14 protein-coding genes are annotated in these 16,639 nt (G+C 71.4%); 4 read left to right on the top strand and 10 right to left on the bottom strand.

The window, feature by feature from the left end; genetic code table 11:
- Position 1: 1 nt before the first annotated feature.
- From ABZ319_RS23220 to ABZ319_RS23205, 4 genes are read right to left on the bottom strand one after another with little or no spacing between them, the layout of a single operon-like run.
- On the bottom strand, positions 2–559 hold the full coding sequence (locus ABZ319_RS23220; protein WP_354988557.1) for a YdcF family protein: 558 nt from the start codon (positions 557–559) through the stop codon (positions 2–4).
- Complete coding sequence (locus ABZ319_RS23215; protein WP_354988556.1) at positions 556–2,049, bottom strand: lipopolysaccharide biosynthesis protein; 1,494 nt, start codon at positions 2,047–2,049, stop codon at positions 556–558. The genes ABZ319_RS23220 and ABZ319_RS23215 overlap by 4 nt, the downstream gene beginning before the upstream one ends.
- Positions 2,046–3,062: a glycosyltransferase family A protein gene (locus tag ABZ319_RS23210; RefSeq protein WP_354988555.1), complete on the bottom strand. Its 1,017-nt coding sequence runs from the start codon at positions 3,060–3,062 to the stop codon at positions 2,046–2,048. Before ABZ319_RS23210 ends, ABZ319_RS23215 begins: the two co-directional genes overlap by 4 nt.
- A gap of 19 nt (positions 3,063–3,081) precedes the next feature.
- Complete coding sequence (locus ABZ319_RS23205) at positions 3,082–4,416, bottom strand: nucleotide sugar dehydrogenase (protein ID WP_354988554.1); 1,335 nt, start codon at positions 4,414–4,416, stop codon at positions 3,082–3,084.
- A gap of 224 nt (positions 4,417–4,640) precedes the next feature.
- Between ABZ319_RS23205 and ABZ319_RS23200 the strand changes: the two genes are divergently transcribed.
- From ABZ319_RS23200 to ABZ319_RS23185, 4 genes are read left to right on the top strand one after another with little or no spacing between them, the layout of a single operon-like run.
- Entirely contained in the window at positions 4,641–5,999 is a 1,359-nt protein-coding gene (locus ABZ319_RS23200; protein ID WP_354988553.1) for an AMP-binding protein, read from the top strand.
- Complete coding sequence (locus tag ABZ319_RS23195) at positions 5,996–6,661, top strand: hypothetical protein (protein ID WP_354988552.1); 666 nt, start codon at positions 5,996–5,998, stop codon at positions 6,659–6,661. The genes ABZ319_RS23200 and ABZ319_RS23195 overlap by 4 nt, the downstream gene beginning before the upstream one ends.
- Positions 6,658–8,220 carry a hypothetical protein gene (locus ABZ319_RS23190; protein WP_354988551.1) on the top strand — a complete coding sequence of 521 codons (1,563 nt, stop codon included), beginning with the start codon at positions 6,658–6,660 and terminating at the stop codon, positions 8,218–8,220. The genes ABZ319_RS23195 and ABZ319_RS23190 overlap by 4 nt, the downstream gene beginning before the upstream one ends.
- Entirely contained in the window at positions 8,217–9,869 is a 1,653-nt protein-coding gene (locus ABZ319_RS23185; protein ID WP_354988550.1) for an O-antigen ligase family protein, read from the top strand. Before ABZ319_RS23190 ends, ABZ319_RS23185 begins: the two co-directional genes overlap by 4 nt.
- Here ABZ319_RS23185 and ABZ319_RS23180 read toward each other — a convergent pair.
- The 6 genes from ABZ319_RS23180 to ABZ319_RS23155 all read right to left on the bottom strand — a co-directional run.
- A complete protein-coding gene (locus ABZ319_RS23180) occupies positions 9,824–11,035 on the bottom strand; it encodes a glycosyltransferase family 4 protein (protein ID WP_354988549.1) in 1,212 nt (403 codons plus the stop codon). The two genes, ABZ319_RS23185 and ABZ319_RS23180, sit on opposite strands and share 46 nt — an antisense overlap.
- Positions 11,032–12,156, bottom strand: a complete 1,125-nt coding sequence (locus ABZ319_RS23175; RefSeq protein ID WP_354988548.1) for a glycosyltransferase — start codon at positions 12,154–12,156, stop codon at positions 11,032–11,034. The genes ABZ319_RS23180 and ABZ319_RS23175 overlap by 4 nt, the downstream gene beginning before the upstream one ends.
- On the bottom strand, positions 12,153–13,178 hold the full coding sequence (locus ABZ319_RS23170; RefSeq protein WP_354988547.1) for a glycosyltransferase family 4 protein: 1,026 nt from the start codon (positions 13,176–13,178) through the stop codon (positions 12,153–12,155). Before ABZ319_RS23170 ends, ABZ319_RS23175 begins: the two co-directional genes overlap by 4 nt.
- A 46-nt stretch (positions 13,179–13,224) precedes the next feature.
- Positions 13,225–14,619 carry a hypothetical protein gene (locus ABZ319_RS23165; RefSeq protein WP_354988546.1) on the bottom strand — a complete coding sequence of 465 codons (1,395 nt, stop codon included), beginning with the start codon at positions 14,617–14,619 and terminating at the stop codon, positions 13,225–13,227.
- 23 nt (positions 14,620–14,642) lie between these two features.
- The gene (locus tag ABZ319_RS23160) at positions 14,643–16,268 is read right to left on the bottom strand and encodes an oligosaccharide flippase family protein (protein WP_354988545.1); all 1,626 of its coding nucleotides are present in this window, start codon (positions 16,266–16,268) and stop codon (positions 14,643–14,645) included.
- A partial coding sequence (locus tag ABZ319_RS23155) for a polysaccharide pyruvyl transferase family protein (RefSeq protein ID WP_354988544.1) occupies positions 16,261–16,639 on the bottom strand: 379 nt, incomplete at its 5' end. The genes ABZ319_RS23155 and ABZ319_RS23160, both read right to left, overlap by 8 nt.

Here is a 16,639-nt window from a genome sequence, read left to right as displayed (position 1 = left end):
ATCAGCACCCGTCCGAGAGGAAAGCCCGTGCGTAACCGACGGTTTGGTAGACGTACGACCACGCCCAATAGGCCGGTGAGATATCCAGCGGGCTGTCCACCATGATCAACTCACCGGGAAAGCACCGCGCCAGGATGTAGCGCGCCCGCGACAGATGCGGCCGCATCGTCACCACGATGACCGTGTGCCAGCCGCGCTCGCGTGCCGTGCGCGCCAGGGCGCGGCCCTCGCCGAGTGTGGTCGGCGGATCGGGCGCGAAACATTCGAGGGTGAAGTCCCGGGGCGGGGTGCGACACGGTTCGCGCACCTCGTCGAGTTCGGTGTCGGGCCCGTACGGATTGGAGAACAGCACCGTGGCCGCGTAGCCCCGCCGCGCCAGTTCCATGCCGTAGGCGTACCTGTCGATGCCCTCGCCGCCGAGCACCACGATGGCGTCCGCGTGCCGCAGCGGATCGATCTGCGGCCGCACGTACACCGGTATGCCGGCGGCGACGAACGCTGCCAGCAGGAGCAGCGCCACCCCCGCCCGCACGCTCCGGCGGCGCAGCGGCGGCGTCACGACCGCCGCGCCGCGGCCCACACCGGGCGCAGCGTGGCGGGCGAGATCACCTGCAGCACAGCCGCGAACGCTGTCGCGAACACGATCACCTCCACCGTCACCAGCGCCAGACCCGCGGCCACGCCCCGGTCCCCCGCGCGCAGCACCGCGTACTCGAGGACCGCGGTGACCGCGGCCGCGACGACCCCGGCCACGACCGGCGGCAGCAGGATGCGCCCGAGTTCACCCGGGGTCACCCCGACGACGCTACGCGAGAGCAGCAGTCCGGTGATTCCGGTGAGCAGCGCGGACGCCGACAGCGCCAGGCCCACGCCCGCCAGGCCGTGCGGCAGCAGCAGCACCAGCAGCGGAATCGCGGTGACCGCACCGGCCCCGGTCATGCCGTTGATCAGATGCGGTCGCCCCGCGCCCTTGAGCGCCTCGGCGCTCACCGACATCAGCGCGTACCCGATGCCGACCCCGGCCATGGCCTGCACCAGAATTCCCGCACCCCGCCACGGCTCGCCGAGCAGCAGCACGACCAGGGGTGCGCCCAGCACCGCCGACAGCGCCGAGGCCGGGACCACGGCCAGCCACATCCAGCGCAGGGCGCCGCGGAAACCCCGGGCGAAGCGCTCGGGCTCGCCCGCGATGCTCGAGAACGCGGGAAACAGCACGTACGAACAGATCTGGACGATCGCCTGCACCGGCAGGAACGCGAGCCGCCGCCCGTTGCGATAGTTGCCGAGCGCGGCGCTGTCCAGCCGGTGCCCCACCAGCACCACTTCGGTGACCTCGACGGCCCGTTCCACCAGGCTCTCGATCAGCAGCGGGGCCGCGAATCCGGCCAGCTCACGCCACAATCGGAGCCGGAAGCGCCCGCGTAGCGGCCGCCACCCGCACAGCCACCACGACGCCACCACCGCGGCCAGCACCGCCGCGTAGTAGCCCGCCACCAGCGCCCACACACCGAAACCGCAGGCGGCCAGCGTGATCGACACCGTGGCGAAGGCGATGGCGTTGGCGGGATCCACGATGACCCGGCGCTCGAACCGGAAGGAGCGCTGCAGCAACGCGTCCGGCACCGCCAGCAGCGAGGTGAGCACCACCGTGCCCGCGGATACCGCGGCGACCGTCCCGACCCGATCGTCCCGGAAGATCGCCGACAGCACCGGCGCGGTCAGCACCAGCAGTCCGGCCAGCGCCGCGCCCGATCCCAGGGTCACCCAGAACACGGTCTCGGCCGCGTCGGACAGCTCGGTGCGGCGCTGGATCAGCGCGTGGCTCAGCGAGCTGTGCGAGAACACGACCACGATGGCGGTCAGGACCGTGCCCGCGGTGAAGACACCGACCTCGGCCGGGGTGAGCAGCCGGGCGAGCACCAGGGTCTGCGCCAGCGCGATGAGCTGCACCGCGCCCACCCCGGCGGCCGAGAGCGCCGCCCCGCGCCGCAGGACCGCGCGCAATCCGGTGGCGGGCGCCGCCGGTTCCTCCGGTTCCCCGGCGGTCACCGCTTCACGGCGGTCACGAACCGGCCCGCGGTGTGCGCGACCCGCTCGGAGACCTGCTGTTTGAGCGGGTGCACGCGCCGCAGCACGCCCGGAAACAGGCTGACCGACACGATGATCGCGCCCGCGCGCGCGGTGCGGCGCTGGCGGAAAGCCTCGCGCGCGAACCCCCGTGCCCCGCGATCATCGTGTGCCAGGAACGCCCCCTGCGCCTTGCGCAGCGCCTCCCAGTACCGGAAGGTGCGCAGCGTCCGGTCCAGCGCGGCGCGCTCGCCCGGACCCTGCGGCGCTGCCCAGGCGAAGGAACGCTCCAGCTCGGTCATGAACGCCTCGACCTTGGCCGGGTCCCGGGTCATGGAGTCGCTGCGCAGCCGGAAGCGGGCCAGGCGCTGCGGCAGGATCCGGATGTCGTGATCGCGCACCATGCGAATCCAGATGACGACCGATTCGTGCAGCTCCTCACCGCCGCGGTCGTAGCCGCCCACGGCCTCCCACACCTCGCGCCGGATGGCCGCGGTGTAGTACGGCACCAGTCCGCCGAGCAGATCGGTCAGGGTGAGCCGGTGCGCCGGATCGGGCCGCCGTTTCACGTTGGTCGAGCGGTAGTAGCCGACGGGCAGATCCGCGCCCGAGTCGTCGAATCGGTAGGCGTCGCAACCGATGGCGTCGATGCCGGGGTCCGCCGCGAAGGCCGCGCGCAGCACCTCGCAGTAGGTGGGCACAACCTGGTCGTCGCTGTCCAGCACCACAAAATAGCGGCCGGTCGCACCCGCCGCGGCCGCCATCACCCCGCCGTCGTAGCCCCTGTTCTCCTGCCGTATCAGGTGAATTCGCGCATCGCGCGCCGCGTAGCCGGACACGATGTCCGCGATCGCCTCGGACATGCCGTTGTCGACGACCACCAGTTCCCAGTCCGGAATCGTCTGCGCCAGAACCGATTCGATGGTGTCGGCCAGCACGTCCTCGGTTCGATACGCGGTGGTCAGAAAACTGAACTCGGGAACGATCGATTCCACCGTGCCAACCCCTTCGGCCCTACCATCCGATACCCACATATCCCGGCCGCAGGCGTCGTTGCGCGGCGCCGGGCAGCCGCACGAGGTCGATGACGGTCCGATCCGGGCCGAGGCCGTCGATGGCGGCCACCACCGCCGGTTCGGCGGTGCCGGCGATGAAGATCTCGCCGTGCGCGACGACGGTGGCGATGTCGTCGGTGAGCAGGTCGCCGATATGCGGCAGGCGTTCCTCGATGAACGCCCGGTTCGCGCCCATGAGCCGGGACAGCGCCACATTCGCGTCGTAGATGCGGACGTCGTAGCCCTTGCCCAGGAGTCGTTCGGCGAACTCCACCATGGGCGACTCGCGCAGATCGTCGGTCCCGGATTTGAAGGACAGCCCGAAGATGCCGACCCGCCGTCGGCCCAGCTCGATGACCAGATCGACCGCGCGGCGCAACTGGGTCTCGTTGGAGGCGAGCACGTTCGCCAGCACCGGCAGCTCCAGATCGTGCCTGCGCGCGGTGTGGGTCAGCGCCCGCACGTCCTTGGGGAGGCAGGAGCCGCCGAAGGCGAATCCGGGGCGCAGGTAGGCCGGGCTGATGTTGAGTTTGGTGTCGGCCAGGAAGATGTCCATCACCGCGTGCGAATCCAGCCCGAGCCGGGCGCACAGCGCGCCGATCTCGTTGCCGAAGGTGACCTTGAGCGCGTGAAAGCTGTTGTCCACGTACTTGGTCATCTCGGCCACGTCGAGCGGCACCCGGAAGCGCGGCCCGGGCAGGCCCTCGTACAGGCTCATCATCTCCGCGCCGGTGCGCTCATCCGATTCCCCGACAACGGTTTTGGGCGGATTCTCGAAGTCGCGGACGCTGCTGCCCTCACGCAGGAACTCGGGATTCACGCTCACCCCGAAGTCGACCCCGGCGCGTTTGCCCGAAGCGCGCTCCAGCACGGGAATCAGGGTGCCCACGCAGGTGCCCGGGACCATGGTGCTGCGATAGGCGACGACGTGCCAGCCGGCCTTGACCGCCAGCGCCGCGCCGATCTCCGCGCTCACCCGTTCCAGATACTCGGTGGACAGGCCGCCGCCGGGCGCCGACGGCGTGCCCACGCACACGATCGAGATGTCGGTCGCCAGAACCGCTTTCGCCACATCCTCGGTCACCGACAGCTGCCCGCGGGCCACCACGCTCGCGATGAGCTCCCCGATGCGCTCCTCGACCACCGGTGTGCGCCCCTGCCGGATGAACTCGGTCTTCTGCGGGTTGACATCCACCCCGATGACCTGATTCCCGCGCGCGGCCAGACAGGCCGCGGACACGCATCCCACATAGCCCAGGCCGAATACGCTGACCCCCGCGCTGCCGCCCGTCATCGGGCCGTCGTCGTTCGCTGTTCGCCGGTACCGCTCGTCCACACTGCACCCCACCAGGGATCGTCGCAACCGCTATTTAGCTTTATACCAATGTATTCCGTGATTCGTTCGAGTTATCATCGTGCGGTGCAGCACGCGATGGTCCCGTGCCCATCGCCGTCGGGGGTGACGATGTCGAGGCCGTATACCCGCACGGGAAAACGGCTGGGGGGTTGCTGAACACGATGAGTTTGCCGAGTGCCGGCGGGGGTCTGAAGTACCGGCTCAGGCGCGCACATCCGCGCCATCGTGCGCTGCGGCGCACGCTGGGAAAGCTCGAGCACGACGACGCGGCGGGAATCGCGGCGTTCCAGGAGCGCAGGCTGCGTCATCTGGTGCGGTTGGCCGCCGCGCGCTCACCGTTCTACCGGGAACACTTCCGCGCCAACGACATCGATCCGTCCTCCATTCGCACTCTCGCCGACCTGCCTCGGCTCCCGCTGATCTCGCGCGATGAATTGGCCGCACGAGCAGCCGATTTCGCCACCCGCCCGCGCTGGCTCATGTGGCCGGCCCGCTCCAGCGGCACCTCCGGGGTGCCGATCCGGTGCTATCGCACCGTCGATTCCGCGGTCTTCGAGCTCGCCATGCTGGAGCAGCAGTGGAGCTGGTTCGGCGTTCCGGCGAACGCTCGTCGAATCGTGCTGCGCGGCAGTGGATTCGCGCACGGCCCAGGGCACGGTCCCGCACTCGGCATGCGGGGCGCACGCCAGCTGCTGGTGTCGAGCTACCACCTGACCCCCGAACGGGTGGATCTCATCGCCGGGGAGATCCGCCGGTTCCGGCCCGACGTCGTGGAGGGCTGGCCGTCGAGCATCGCGCTGCTGGCGGCGCTGCTGCGCGATCGCGGACTGCGCGTTCCGGTGCGCGCGGTCATCACCTCCTCGGAGATGATGGCCCCGGGACAGCGCACCCTCATGCGCGAGGTGTTCGACGCGCCCATCGTCGATCACTACGGCCAGACCGAGCGGGTGGCCATGGCGGGCACCTGCGAGCACGGCGGCTACCACGTGTTCCCGCACTACGGCATCGTCGAACTGCTGCCGGTGCCCGGCTCGGATTCGCGCTGGGAGCTGGTGGGAACCTCGTTGCAGAACAGTGGTTTTCCGCTGCTGCGCTATCGCACCGGGGACGAGGTGCGCCCGGCCGCACCGGCGCCGTGCCCGTGCGGGCGCGCGTTTCCGCTGCTCGGGGTCGTCGACGGCCGGGTGGAGGACACCTTCACCGCGGCCGACGGCCGCCCGCTGCCGCTGCCGTCGAGCGTGGTCGACGATCTGAGTGGATTGCGCGAGGCCCAGATCGCCCAGTTGCGGCCCGGGGTCTTCGAGCTGAGAGTGGTACCCGGTGACGGCTTTTCGGCGACCCGGACCGCGGCGCACGCACGGCGCAATGTCGCGCGGCAGTTCGGCCCGGGTCAACAGGTGTCGGTCAGCGTGCTCGAGCGGCTGCCGCGACCACCCAGCGGCAAGCTGAAAACCGCGGTGGTCGAGCACGCCGAGACGTGGCGGCAGCCGGCGATTCCGGTGGAACGCCGGCCGACATGAGTGGAGGGGGTGTGCCGGTGCGGGTTCCTCGGGCGCACGAACGGTACGAGCACGAGCGGAACGCGCGCCGGCGATATCGGCCCGGGGACAGCGACTTTCGCCGCACCGCCCGCCGCCTTACCGCCCTGGCGTCGACGCTGCTGGCGGCCGGACTGCTCGCGGGCTGCGATACCGGTTCCGGCCCCGGCCCCGGCCAGGTTCCGGTGACCACCGCGGCGGTCGACGAGTTCGCGGCCAAGAATCGCACGCCGGATCCGGCGGCGGTGGGCATCGGCCTCACCGGAATCTCCGCCGCGCGCGGCGATTCCGCGGATCGGGTCGTCCTGGAGTTCACCGGCGCGGCCACCCCGGGCTGGGCGGTGCACTACGTGAACCAGGCGATCCAGAACAGCACCCAGCAGGTGTATCCGGTGGACGGCCGGACCGTCATCGAAGTGCTGGTTCGCGAGGCGGCCAGTCCTTTCGTCTCCGGGGTGCCGCCCTTCGCGGGTCCGGAGACGCTCACCGATCCCACGCTGACCGCGATCGGCCAGATCAGGTACGCGGGCACCGTGCGCGGGGTGACCCAGGTGTTCCTGGGTCTGACGACCCCGCAGGTGGGCTTCCGGGTCAGCGCGCTGGCCGATCCCACGCGGGTCGTGGTGGAGGTCGATCACCGATGACAGCGATCCCGGACGCCGGCGCACCCGCGCCCACCACCGAAACACATACGCCCGGCACGCTGTACGTGCTGCTCGACCGCATTCGGCAGCGCCGCTGGCTGGTGCTGGTCATCGCGATCCTGGTGACCTGCGGGGCGTACGCCGCCTCGCACGGCAAGAGCACCACCTACACCAGCCGGGTCCTGGTCTCGGCCGCCTCGACGCGCCCGCCCACCCAGGACGCGATCCTGGCCCAGGGCTACACGTACTTTCTCAACGATCCCTCGTACCAGTCGAATCTGGCGCAGAAGACCGGGTTCCCGGCCGGCATCACCGGCTTCTCGGCCGAATTCGTCACCGCGAGCCCGCTGTTCTACATCCAGGTCACCGCCGCCACGCCCGCGGTGGCCAAGGCGGCCGCGCCCACCGTCGCGCAATTGTTCGTCGACGACGTCAACGGCCGCCTGGACGCGAGCCGGACCGAGACCGCCGCCGATATGACCGCCGCCATGATGAAGGTGTGGGGCGACCGGCTCGCGGCCAACGATCCCAACGCCTTCAGCGCCCAGATCCAATTGCAGCAGGAGATCGACCGGCTCAACGCCGACTCCTCCAACCACCTCACGGTGTTGCAGTCCGGCGCGGGTGTGACCGCCACCGGACCGGGCCGCGCGCGCGGTCTGGCCACCGGTCTCGTCGGCGGGCTGCTGCTGGGCTGCGTGGCGGCGCTGATCGCCGGTGCGGCCACCCGGCGGCTGCACACCGAGTACGACGTGGTGGAGAAGACGGGGGTCCGCCCGTTCGAGGTGATCCCGCCCGGCGGCACCCCCGAACGCGACGCCCGCCGCGCGGTGGCGCTGCGGCACGTGGCCAACCTCGTCGCGCGCGCCGGGACGCCCGCTTCCACCTCGATCGCGGTGATACCGATCTCGGCGGGCGCCGGTGGCGACGAGCTGGCGCGGTCGATCGCCGAACACCGTGCCGCCCAGGGCACTCCGACGGTGTTCGTCAACGCGAACCTGCGCCGCGCGCCCGGTGCGCCGCGCACCGACACCTCCGAGCCGACGGCCGCATCCGGCCAGAACGCCGGGACCCGAACCGACGACGGGCTCGTCGGCCCCGTCCGGCCGAGTGCCGATCCGCAGGCGACCGAATTCATTCCACGCCCCGAGCGCGGCCTCGCCGAGTATCTGCGCGGCTGGGTGCCCGACGCCAGGGAGCTGGTCACCACGCACGCTCCCGACGGCTTCGCCGAGATCGCCGCGGGCGCGACGAGTCCCGATCCCTATCCGCTCTTCGATCGCGAACGCGTTCGCGCCCTGCTCGATTCGGTCGCCGCCGCCGCGGACACGGTGGTGCTGGCCCTGCCGCCCATCACCGCGGCGCCCGAGGCGCAGATCGTGGCCGACCTGGCGGATCTGACCATCCTGGTCATCGAGCGCGGGCGCACCCGGGTCGACGAGGTCCGCGAGGCCGTGCGGGCCGTGAATCAGGTGGGCGCGCAGGTGCTGGGCGCGGTGCTGATCGACACCCGAGCGCCGCGGTCGTCGCCGCGCAAACGGGCCGGGGCCGCCCCGTGACAACGCGGTCCGAGACGACACGGTCCGAGGAGCATCCCGGCCCCACGGTCCCGCCGCGGCGACGCGCCCGGTTCAGCGCGCGGGCGGCCGCGGCGCGGTGGCCGGACCTGCTGCGCCGCTGGGCTGTACCGGCCGTGGCGATGGCGGTGGCGCTGGTCGCCATGATCGCGGTATCGGGCCGGGCCCCCGGCGGCGTCGGCACCGTCGCGGCGGCGGGCGCGGTGGCCGCGGCGCTCGTGATCGCCGGGTTGCGCGATCCGCGCTGGGCCTTCGTCTTCCTGATCGTGGCGACCTTCCTGCGCCCGGCGATTCCGAAGATCCTGCCCACCACCGATCCCTTCATCCTGGCGTTCGGCGGGCTGCTCATCGCGACGGTGGCCTGGATTCGCGGCCGCCCCGACCGCCGCGTGTCCCTCGGGGCGATCGAGTGCGCGATGGCGCTGTATCTGCTGTGGAACGTCAATTCGATCGTGCAGGAGCACGAGTACCGCCCCATCCTGTACCCGCTGTCGGGTCAGGAGCTGGACCTGTGGCGGTATCTGATCATCGGCACCGGCATCCCGTTCGCCACCTACCTGATCTCGCGCATCATCTTTCGCACGCGCGAGTCGTTGCGCTTCCTGCTGCTGACCCTGCTGGCGTGCAGCGCGTACTCGGCGCTGGTGAGCATCCTGCAGTTCCACGGGCCGCGGGCGCTGGTGTGGCCGCGCTACATCGTGCTCGCGCCCGCCTGGCCCGAACGCGCGGTGGGGCTGCCGAATCAACCGGAGGTCAACGGGCTCATCCTGATCGCCGGGTACGTGCTGGCGCTGGTCCTGATCGGCTCCGAGCGGCGCTCCCGCGCGCAGCGCGTCCTGCTCGCGGTGATCGCCGCGGCGTGCGCCTACGCGGTGTTCCTCACCCACACCCGTTCCATCTGGCTCGATTTCGCCGTGGTCGTGGTGCTGGGCATGGTGCTGGGCAAGGGCTATCGCACCGGCTTCGTGGTCACCGCGCTGGGCACGGTGTCGATCATCGCCATGAACTGGACCGACTTCACCAGCTCGGACCGGACATCGGGCGGGGTGACCTCCACCAACGAGGTCTACGACCGGCTCAACGCCAATGCCACCGCGGTCTGGGCTTTTCTCGAAAAGCCCTGGAGCGGCTGGGGTCTGGGCCGTTTCGTGCAGGTCAACACCTACCGGCACCAGCAGTGGTCGCCCGACACGCCGTGGGAGCGCGGTTTGGGTATCCCCGCGCACGAGACCGAGCTGGGCATCCTGGCCGAACTCGGCATCATCGGCCTGCTGCTGTGGTTGACGGTGCTGGTTCTGCTCGCCCACCGGCTGATCACGGCGTACCTGCGCCTGCCGCCGGCCGGGATCACCGGCCGCCCACTGGCTTTCATCGCCGTCACCGCGTTCCTGTCACTGGCGCTGGCCGGGCTCTTCGTGGATCTGCGCCTGTTCGACTATCCGAGCACGATGGTCTTCGCGCTGATCGGGGCCGCGGTCGGGGCGGCCGACCGCCTCGAGCGCGGCACACCGCGGGATCCGCTCGCCGCGGGCCGGGAGCGCCGGGCGGCGATCCGGGCCCGCAAGCTCGAGACCGCCGCCGCGGATCAGCCCCGAATCGGGGGCACCGAGGTGCGGAACACCCCGGCGTAGAAGTCCACCAGATTCTCTCGGGAAGTGTCCCAGGACAGTTCGCGTTCTACCCGTTCGCGCCCGAGGGCGCCCATGCGCGCGCGCCGGTCCGGGTCGTCCAGCAGGGCGCCGATCGCCGCGGCGAACCCGGCCTCGTCGTTGTCCGGGACGTACACCGCGGCCGCGCCCGCCGAGACCCGCGCCTCGATCAAATCGAAGGAGACCAGCGGCCGGGACATGGCCATGTATTCCACGACCTTGTTCATGGTCGAGACGTCGTTGAGCGGATTCTTCGGATCCGGCGACAGGCAGACATCGGCGGTCGACAGGCAGGTCTGCACGAACTCGTCCGGCACCCGGCCGGTGAACTCCACGATGTCCGCCACCCCGAGTTCCTTGGACAGCGCCACGAGATCCTCGAAAGCGTCTCCCCCGCCCATGAATACGAAGTGGGTGTCGTCGCGGCCGAGGGTGTCACGCAGGTACGCGACCGCCCGCAGCGCGTAGTCGACGCCGTCCTGCGGTCCCATCACCCCGAGATACGCTCCCAGATACCGCTTTCCGCGCTTGAGCGCGGGATCGGGCGGGCGCGGCACGAACCGGGACAGGTCCGGCGCGCTGCGTACGACCCGCACGCGGTCGGGGGCCATGCCGCCGCGGTCGATGGCGGCGCGCCGGTAGCTCTCGTTGGTGGAGATGACCGCGTCCGCGAAGGCGAAGGTCAGTCGTTCGAGCAGTTTCGAGGCCCGGTACAGCGCGCCCTTGCCGCCGGTGAACCGGGACAGGAACAGCTCGGGGACCAGATCGTGGTGATCGAACACGAATCGCGTTCCGCCGACCCGCAATACCAGCGCGACCAGGAACAGCAGATCCGGCGGATTACAGGCCTGCACGACGTGCACCGGCCCCTCCCGGCGCACCCGCAGCGCCAGGCGCAGGGTGTGCCACAGCGCGAGGGAGTACTCGCGCAGGTATCCGGCCGGGCCGCCGGTGGCCGCGCGCAGCGGGTACCGCAGGATGCGCACGCCCTCGAGGGTGACCTCGGGCTCGCGGTCCGCCTTGGCGCCCATCGGGCAGATGACGGTCACCCGGTAGCCCGCCGCGACCAGCGCGCGGCTCTCCTGCCACACCCGCCGATCGAAGGGCACCGAGAGGTTCTCGACCAGGATCAGAATGTGTCCGCTCATCGCAGCACCACCTCTTCCAGAGCGCGCTCCGCCGCCGCGGTGCTCGCCTGCAGACTGAATTCCGTGTGAACGCGGTCGCGGGCGGCGCTGCCCATCCGCTTGCGGGCCTCGGGATCGGCGAGCACGTCGAGCACCCGCCGGGCGAGGCGTTCGGGATCGCGCGGCGGGACCAGATAGCCGGTCTCGCCCTCGACCACGAGTTCGGGGACGCCGCCGACCGCCGTGCACACCGCGGCCCTGCCCGCGGCCATGGCCTCGAGCAGGGCCATGGGGAAGCACTCCACGCTGTGACTACTGAGGACCACGACGTCCATGGCGCGCAACAGGTCCGCGACATCCGGGCGGGAGCCGGTCAGCAGCACGTACCCGGTGAGCCCCGATTCCGTTATCCGGCTTTCGATCTCCGCGCGTGCGGGGCCGTCGCCGACGATCAGGAATTTGGCCGTCGGCAGCTCGCGGACCACCAGCTTCGCGGCGGCCAGGAATGTGTCGTGATCCTTCTCCGGGCGCAGGGCGGCCACGATGCCGACGACCGCGTCACCCTGCGCGACACCGAGTTCCGCCGCGGCCCGGCGGTCGTCGGCGGGGTCGAAGGCCGCCGGGTCGACACCGTTGTGAATGACGCGAATCTTGGCCTCGGGGTAATGCAGATCCCGCACCATGTACCGGACCTGAGCGCGCGCCACCCCGAAGTAGGCGGCGGTGCCGCGGTCGAGCAACCGGTCCACCAGCGGCCGGATCCGCCCGCGCGGCTCGATGTCACCGTGGTTGTGCACCCAGACGACCGAAGCCGGGACCCCGGCCAGGCGCGCCGCGATCCGGCCGAGCGCCTCGGCGTTGTAGCCGCGCGTGATCACCACGTGCGGCCGCTGCTCGCGCATGATCCGCACGAGCGCGCGCAGCGCGGGCACGGCCTGGCGCTTGCGATAGCCCAGGGCGCGGGCGGGCACGCCCGCGTCTGCCAGATCACCGAAGAGCGCGCCCTCCTCGCCGATGCACACCGCCGCGGGCTCGAATCGCGTGCGATCGAGCCGGGGCAGCAGTGTGGTCACGTGCCGTTCGGCCCCGCCGACGCGCAGGTCCGGCACCACGTAGAGCACCCGGATCGGAGTCGGGGTCATGAGGTGAGCTCCCGGTAGATGCCGTCGAATCGCCGCCACACCACGTCGATGTCGAATTCCGCCAGCATTCGCTCCCGGGCGGCCGCTCCCAGGCGCGCCCGCAGCGCGTGGTCCCCGATCACCCGGATGAGCGCGCGGGACAGCGGTTCGACCGCGCCCGGCGGCACCGAGATCGCGCAGCGCTCGTCGACGAGATCCGGTATTCCGCCCACCGGGCTGGTGACCACGCACAGTCCCCGGGCCATGGCCTCGAGGATCGCCATGGGCTGTCCCTCCCGATGCGAGGGCAGCACCAGCACCTGCGAGTCCGCCAGCAGCTCCGGAATCGCCTGCGGGGAAACCCATCCGGTGATCTCCACGCTGTCGGCGATGCCGAGTTCGGCGACCCGTTCGCGCGCCCGCTCGACCGCGCCGTCCCCGGCCACGATCAACCGCGCGGGCAGCGGGCCCGCGAGTGCGGCCGCGCGCCAGGCTTCCAGCAGCGTGAAGGTCCCTTTGCGCTCACCGATCTCGCCCAGGAACAGCACCCGCACCGGCGCGGCCGTGTGCTGGCGCACCGCGGGGCGGGCTCGAACCGCGTTGGACACCACGATGATTCGCGCGGTCGGTGCGATACCGCGCAGCGCGAAAGCCCAGGACTCGCCCAGCGCGATCACGACCGCGGCGCCGCGCAGCGCGTCGCGGATGGCGGCGCGCAGCGGTCCCCGCGCCTCGTCGTAGAACACCCGGAAGTCCGAGCCGTGCACGTGCAGCACGACCGGCACGCGAACCGCGCGCGCGAGCAGTTCGAACAGGTACTTGCGCGGGAAGCTGCCGTACGAGGACAGGTGCAGATGCACCACCGCGGGCCGGCGCACCAGCAGCCGGTACGCGTACACGAGCAGCCCGGCCGCGAACGCGGACAGTTTGACCGCCGGGCCGCCGTCGCGATGGGTGGCGACGTGCGCGACGCGCCAGCGCTCCCACAGCGGGGTCGTGCGCATCTCGCGGACGAAGGCCGACACCCCGCCGCGCGTGGTCATGCTCGTGGAAACCCAGAGGGCGCGTTGACCGTTCACGGCGGCGCGACTACTCGGGACCGCGTCCGGCGGTGATCGCCGGAGCCTCGATGGCGGGCACGCGCGCGATTGCGCCCGGCTCGGTCGCGGACGCCTCGCCGCGCACGTCGATGAGCACCGCACCGAGCACGGCGGCGTCCACCGCGGCCAGTACCCGGATCGCCTTGCGCGCCGGGCCGGTCCGGGCGGTGGCGCGGTCCAGGATCAGCACGGTCGATCCGGCGGCCGCGGCGATCACCTGCGTCTCCACGGCCTCGAGCACCGGGGGCGCCATGATCACCACGAAGTCCGCGCGCTCGTGCAGCGCGTCGAGCAGACGGGCGAAGCGTTCGCGGCTCAGCGCGGTGAACGGATCCTCACCGGTGCTGCCCGGGAACACCTCGTGCAGATTCGGCATGGGTGTCGCGGTGAGCACGGCGTCGATGCCGATGCGGCCCGCCAGCAGCTCCGCGACGCCGATTCCGCGCGGATGCCGCAGATCCGCGTGCACCAGGATCGTCCGCACGCCCTGCCGCGCCCGTTCCCGGGCGATGGTGCGCGCCACGGTCTCCACGCCGGGGGTCGAGTCGGGGGCGGTGCACGCCACCGCGGCCCGGGTCACCGGCACGGCCAGCCCCACCGCGGTCACCACCTGCCGGAGGGCGCGATCGCGCGGCGCATCGGACCCGCCCCGCGCCCTCGGCTTCCGGGAATCCCCCGGTACCACCGCGATCGCGGGCACTCCGGCTTTCTGCTCGACATCGTCGGCGGTGCGCAGCCGGCGGGAGAGCGCGCCGGCGACGAGCGCCGCGACGCCCCCGAGCAGCAACCCGCCGACGCCGTAGCCGAGCAGGGTCGGCCAGCGCACGGGTTCGGTGCGCACCACCTCCGAACTCAATTGCAGATCGATCAGTTTGTTGGAGGTGTCGGCGTTGATGCGATTGATCTGGTCCTGCATCTGGGTCAGCGACACGTCGTTGACCACGCCGTTGGCGGCCCGGATGTCGTCGAACGGTTTGCGCACCGCCGCGATGGCCGCGTCCTGGGCGGCGCGCAGACTGGCGTTGATCTCGTCGCGGAAGGCCGCGCCCGCCTTCTGCGCCGCGTCCAGCGCGGTCCCCGCGGTCGCGGCGGTGGCCTCGATGAACAAAATGGGGCTGGAGGCGACCGTGCGGGCCTGCAGACTCACCGCGTCCGGAACACCGGTCACCGCTTTGAGTTTGGACTGATACGCCGGATCCTCGAAGTACTGCGCGTACCCGACCGAGAGCACCGCGTCCTGATCGGGTGCGCGGTTCGGCGAGCCGACCGTCAGGGCGATGCGATTGGTGTACGTGGGCTGCAGATCGCGAACCGAGACCGCCGCCAGCGCCAGCGCCGCCGCGGTGACCACCAGCACCAGCCAGGCGCGACGGCGAATGCGCATGAGGTGAACTGCTGTGGCACTGTTCAATTCGGCTCCCTGGAAGCTAGGGGCTCGGCACCGACGGATATCGCGTCCGGCGACGCGCCGTTACGCCGGCCGGTGCGCGCGGCCGCCAGGCGCAGGACCGCGCGCGGCGCCTCGGGCGCGAGGGCGCACAGCACGAGCGCGTAGATGATCACGAACACGACCGCGTCCAACAGCAGGGCTCCGATCCCGGTGAGCAGCGGACGGGTATCGGCTTGCAGCACACGGTGTTCGAGGAGCCAGGTCGCGGCCAGGGCGAGACCGGCGGCGGGCAGCGGCGGGCCGATCGCGCGGATCAGGTCACCGATCCGCACGCCGATCACGTTGCGCGCCAGCCCGATCACCACCACCCCGACCACCAGCGCGGTGGCCGAGGTCGCCAGTCCGACGCCGATGAGCCCGTACAGCCGCACCAGAACCAGCAGCAGCCCGATACCCAGCACGAGCTCGATCGCGGTCTGCCAGTTCAGCAGTGCGGTGCGGCCCGCGCCCTTGATGGCCTCCTCGCTCACGCTCATCCACGCCTTGCCCAGGCCCAGCCCCGCCATGGCGACCACGACCAGCCCGGCCTCGCGCCACCGCTCACCGAAGACGATGACCACCGCGGGCTCGCCCACGGCGACGATCAGCCCGCACAGCGCGGCCGCGCCCGCCGTGGTGAGCCGGATGGCACGCAGATAGGCGGCGGCCAGGCGCCGCGCGTCCCGTTCCTCGGCGATCCGGGAGAAGGCCGGAAACAGCGAGAACGCACCGACTTCCACGATGAAGCGCACCGGGATCTGGGCGATGCGCTGGCCGTACCGGTAGTGCCCGAGTGCCGCGGCGCTGAGCCCGCGACCCACCACCGCGGCCTCCACGGTGGTCTGCACCCGCGACCCGAGCATGTTCACCACCACCGGGGATCCGAATCGCGCCAGCTCCCGCCAGATCCGCATCGAGGCGCGGCCGCGCCCGGGCCGCCAGCGCGCCAGCCACCACACCGCGAGCACCCACACCGCGTAGGAGGCGTAGGTGCCGATCACCAGACTCCAGACCCCGAACCCCAGCGCGGCCAGCGTCACCGACACCGCGCAGAAGCTCACCGAAACCGCCGGGCCCACAATGATTCTGCGCCGCACGCTGAATTCGCGCTGCAACAGCGCCTCGGGCACGTTGGTCAGCGCGAACAGCAGCAGGAAGCCCGAGGTGGCCGCCGCGATGAGACCGATGGTCTCGTCGTGGAACACCGTGCCGATGACCGGGGCCGCGGCCAGCGCAAACAGACCAACTACCAGCCCGTTCAGCAGCGAGGCGCGAAAGACCGTGTCGGCGGCGTCCGCGACCTCCTTCTCCCGCTGCACCAGTCCCGACCGCAGCCCGCCCTCCACGAAGGTCGTCAGCAGCATGGTGAGCACGGTGCCCGCGGCGAAAGCGCCGACCTCGGCCGGGCTCAGCAACCGTGCGAGCGCGACGGTCTGCCCCAGGGAGACCAGTTCGCCGAAGATCAGTGCGCCCGCCGATGCGGCGGCGACCCGGCCGATCTTGCCGGTGAGGCTCTTCCCCGGCGGCGGTTCGCCCGCCCCCGCACCCGCCCCGCCCGGATCCAGCGGCGGGGATTGCGGCGGCGGAAGTCCGAAGCTACCCATGCTCGATATGCGATCGTTCCAGCAGCGCGAACAACCGCTCGAAGCCCGCCCTGCTCGCGGCGACCTGCTCATCGGCGCCGGCCCGCAACGGTTCCCGGACCTCCTCGGCCTCGTCCCATGCCGCGCGCACCGCCGCGGCGAGCAGCTCGCCCAGATCCGGGTCGTCGAGGTGGATCAGTCGGACGCCGCCGCCGAACATCTCGGCCAGGCCCAGGAATTTGTCGTCGTAGTACTCGGTCGAGGTCAGGGCCACGACCGGGATCCCCTGGCTGAGCGCGAAAACCGCCAGATGGTATGCGCCGGTGACGAGTACGCGACAGCGCGCCACCCGCTCGGCGACGTCGCCGGGCCGCACGAACCGGCCCGGCGGC

Source organism: Nocardia sp. NPDC005978, assembly GCF_040614455.1.
Lineage (GTDB): Bacteria > Actinomycetota > Actinomycetes > Mycobacteriales > Mycobacteriaceae > Nocardia.
The sequence above is the reverse complement of the archived record's forward strand: the minus strand, read 5'-3'. Positions and strand labels throughout refer to the sequence as shown.

Coding starts and splice junctions, on each gene's coding strand:
- ABZ319_RS23190 (WP_354988551.1), top strand. CDS start 6,658: ATGACAGCGATCCCGGACGCCGGCGCACCCGCGCCCACCACCGAAACA.
- ABZ319_RS23175 (WP_354988548.1), bottom strand. CDS start 12,156: ATGACCCCGACTCCGATCCGGGTGCTCTACGTGGTGCCGGACCTGCGC.
- ABZ319_RS23170 (WP_354988547.1), bottom strand. CDS start 13,178: ATGACCACGCGCGGCGGGGTGTCGGCCTTCGTCCGCGAGATGCGCACG.
- ABZ319_RS23165 (WP_354988546.1), bottom strand. CDS start 14,619: ATGCGCATTCGCCGTCGCGCCTGGCTGGTGCTGGTGGTCACCGCGGCG.
- ABZ319_RS23200 (WP_354988553.1), top strand. CDS start 4,641: ATGAGTTTGCCGAGTGCCGGCGGGGGTCTGAAGTACCGGCTCAGGCGC.
- ABZ319_RS23160 (WP_354988545.1), bottom strand. CDS start 16,268: ATGGGTAGCTTCGGACTTCCGCCGCCGCAATCCCCGCCGCTGGATCCG.
- ABZ319_RS23195 (WP_354988552.1), top strand. CDS start 5,996: ATGAGTGGAGGGGGTGTGCCGGTGCGGGTTCCTCGGGCGCACGAACGG.
- ABZ319_RS23205 (WP_354988554.1), bottom strand. CDS start 4,416: ATGACGGGCGGCAGCGCGGGGGTCAGCGTATTCGGCCTGGGCTATGTG.
- ABZ319_RS23180 (WP_354988549.1), bottom strand. CDS start 11,035: ATGAGCGGACACATTCTGATCCTGGTCGAGAACCTCTCGGTGCCCTTC.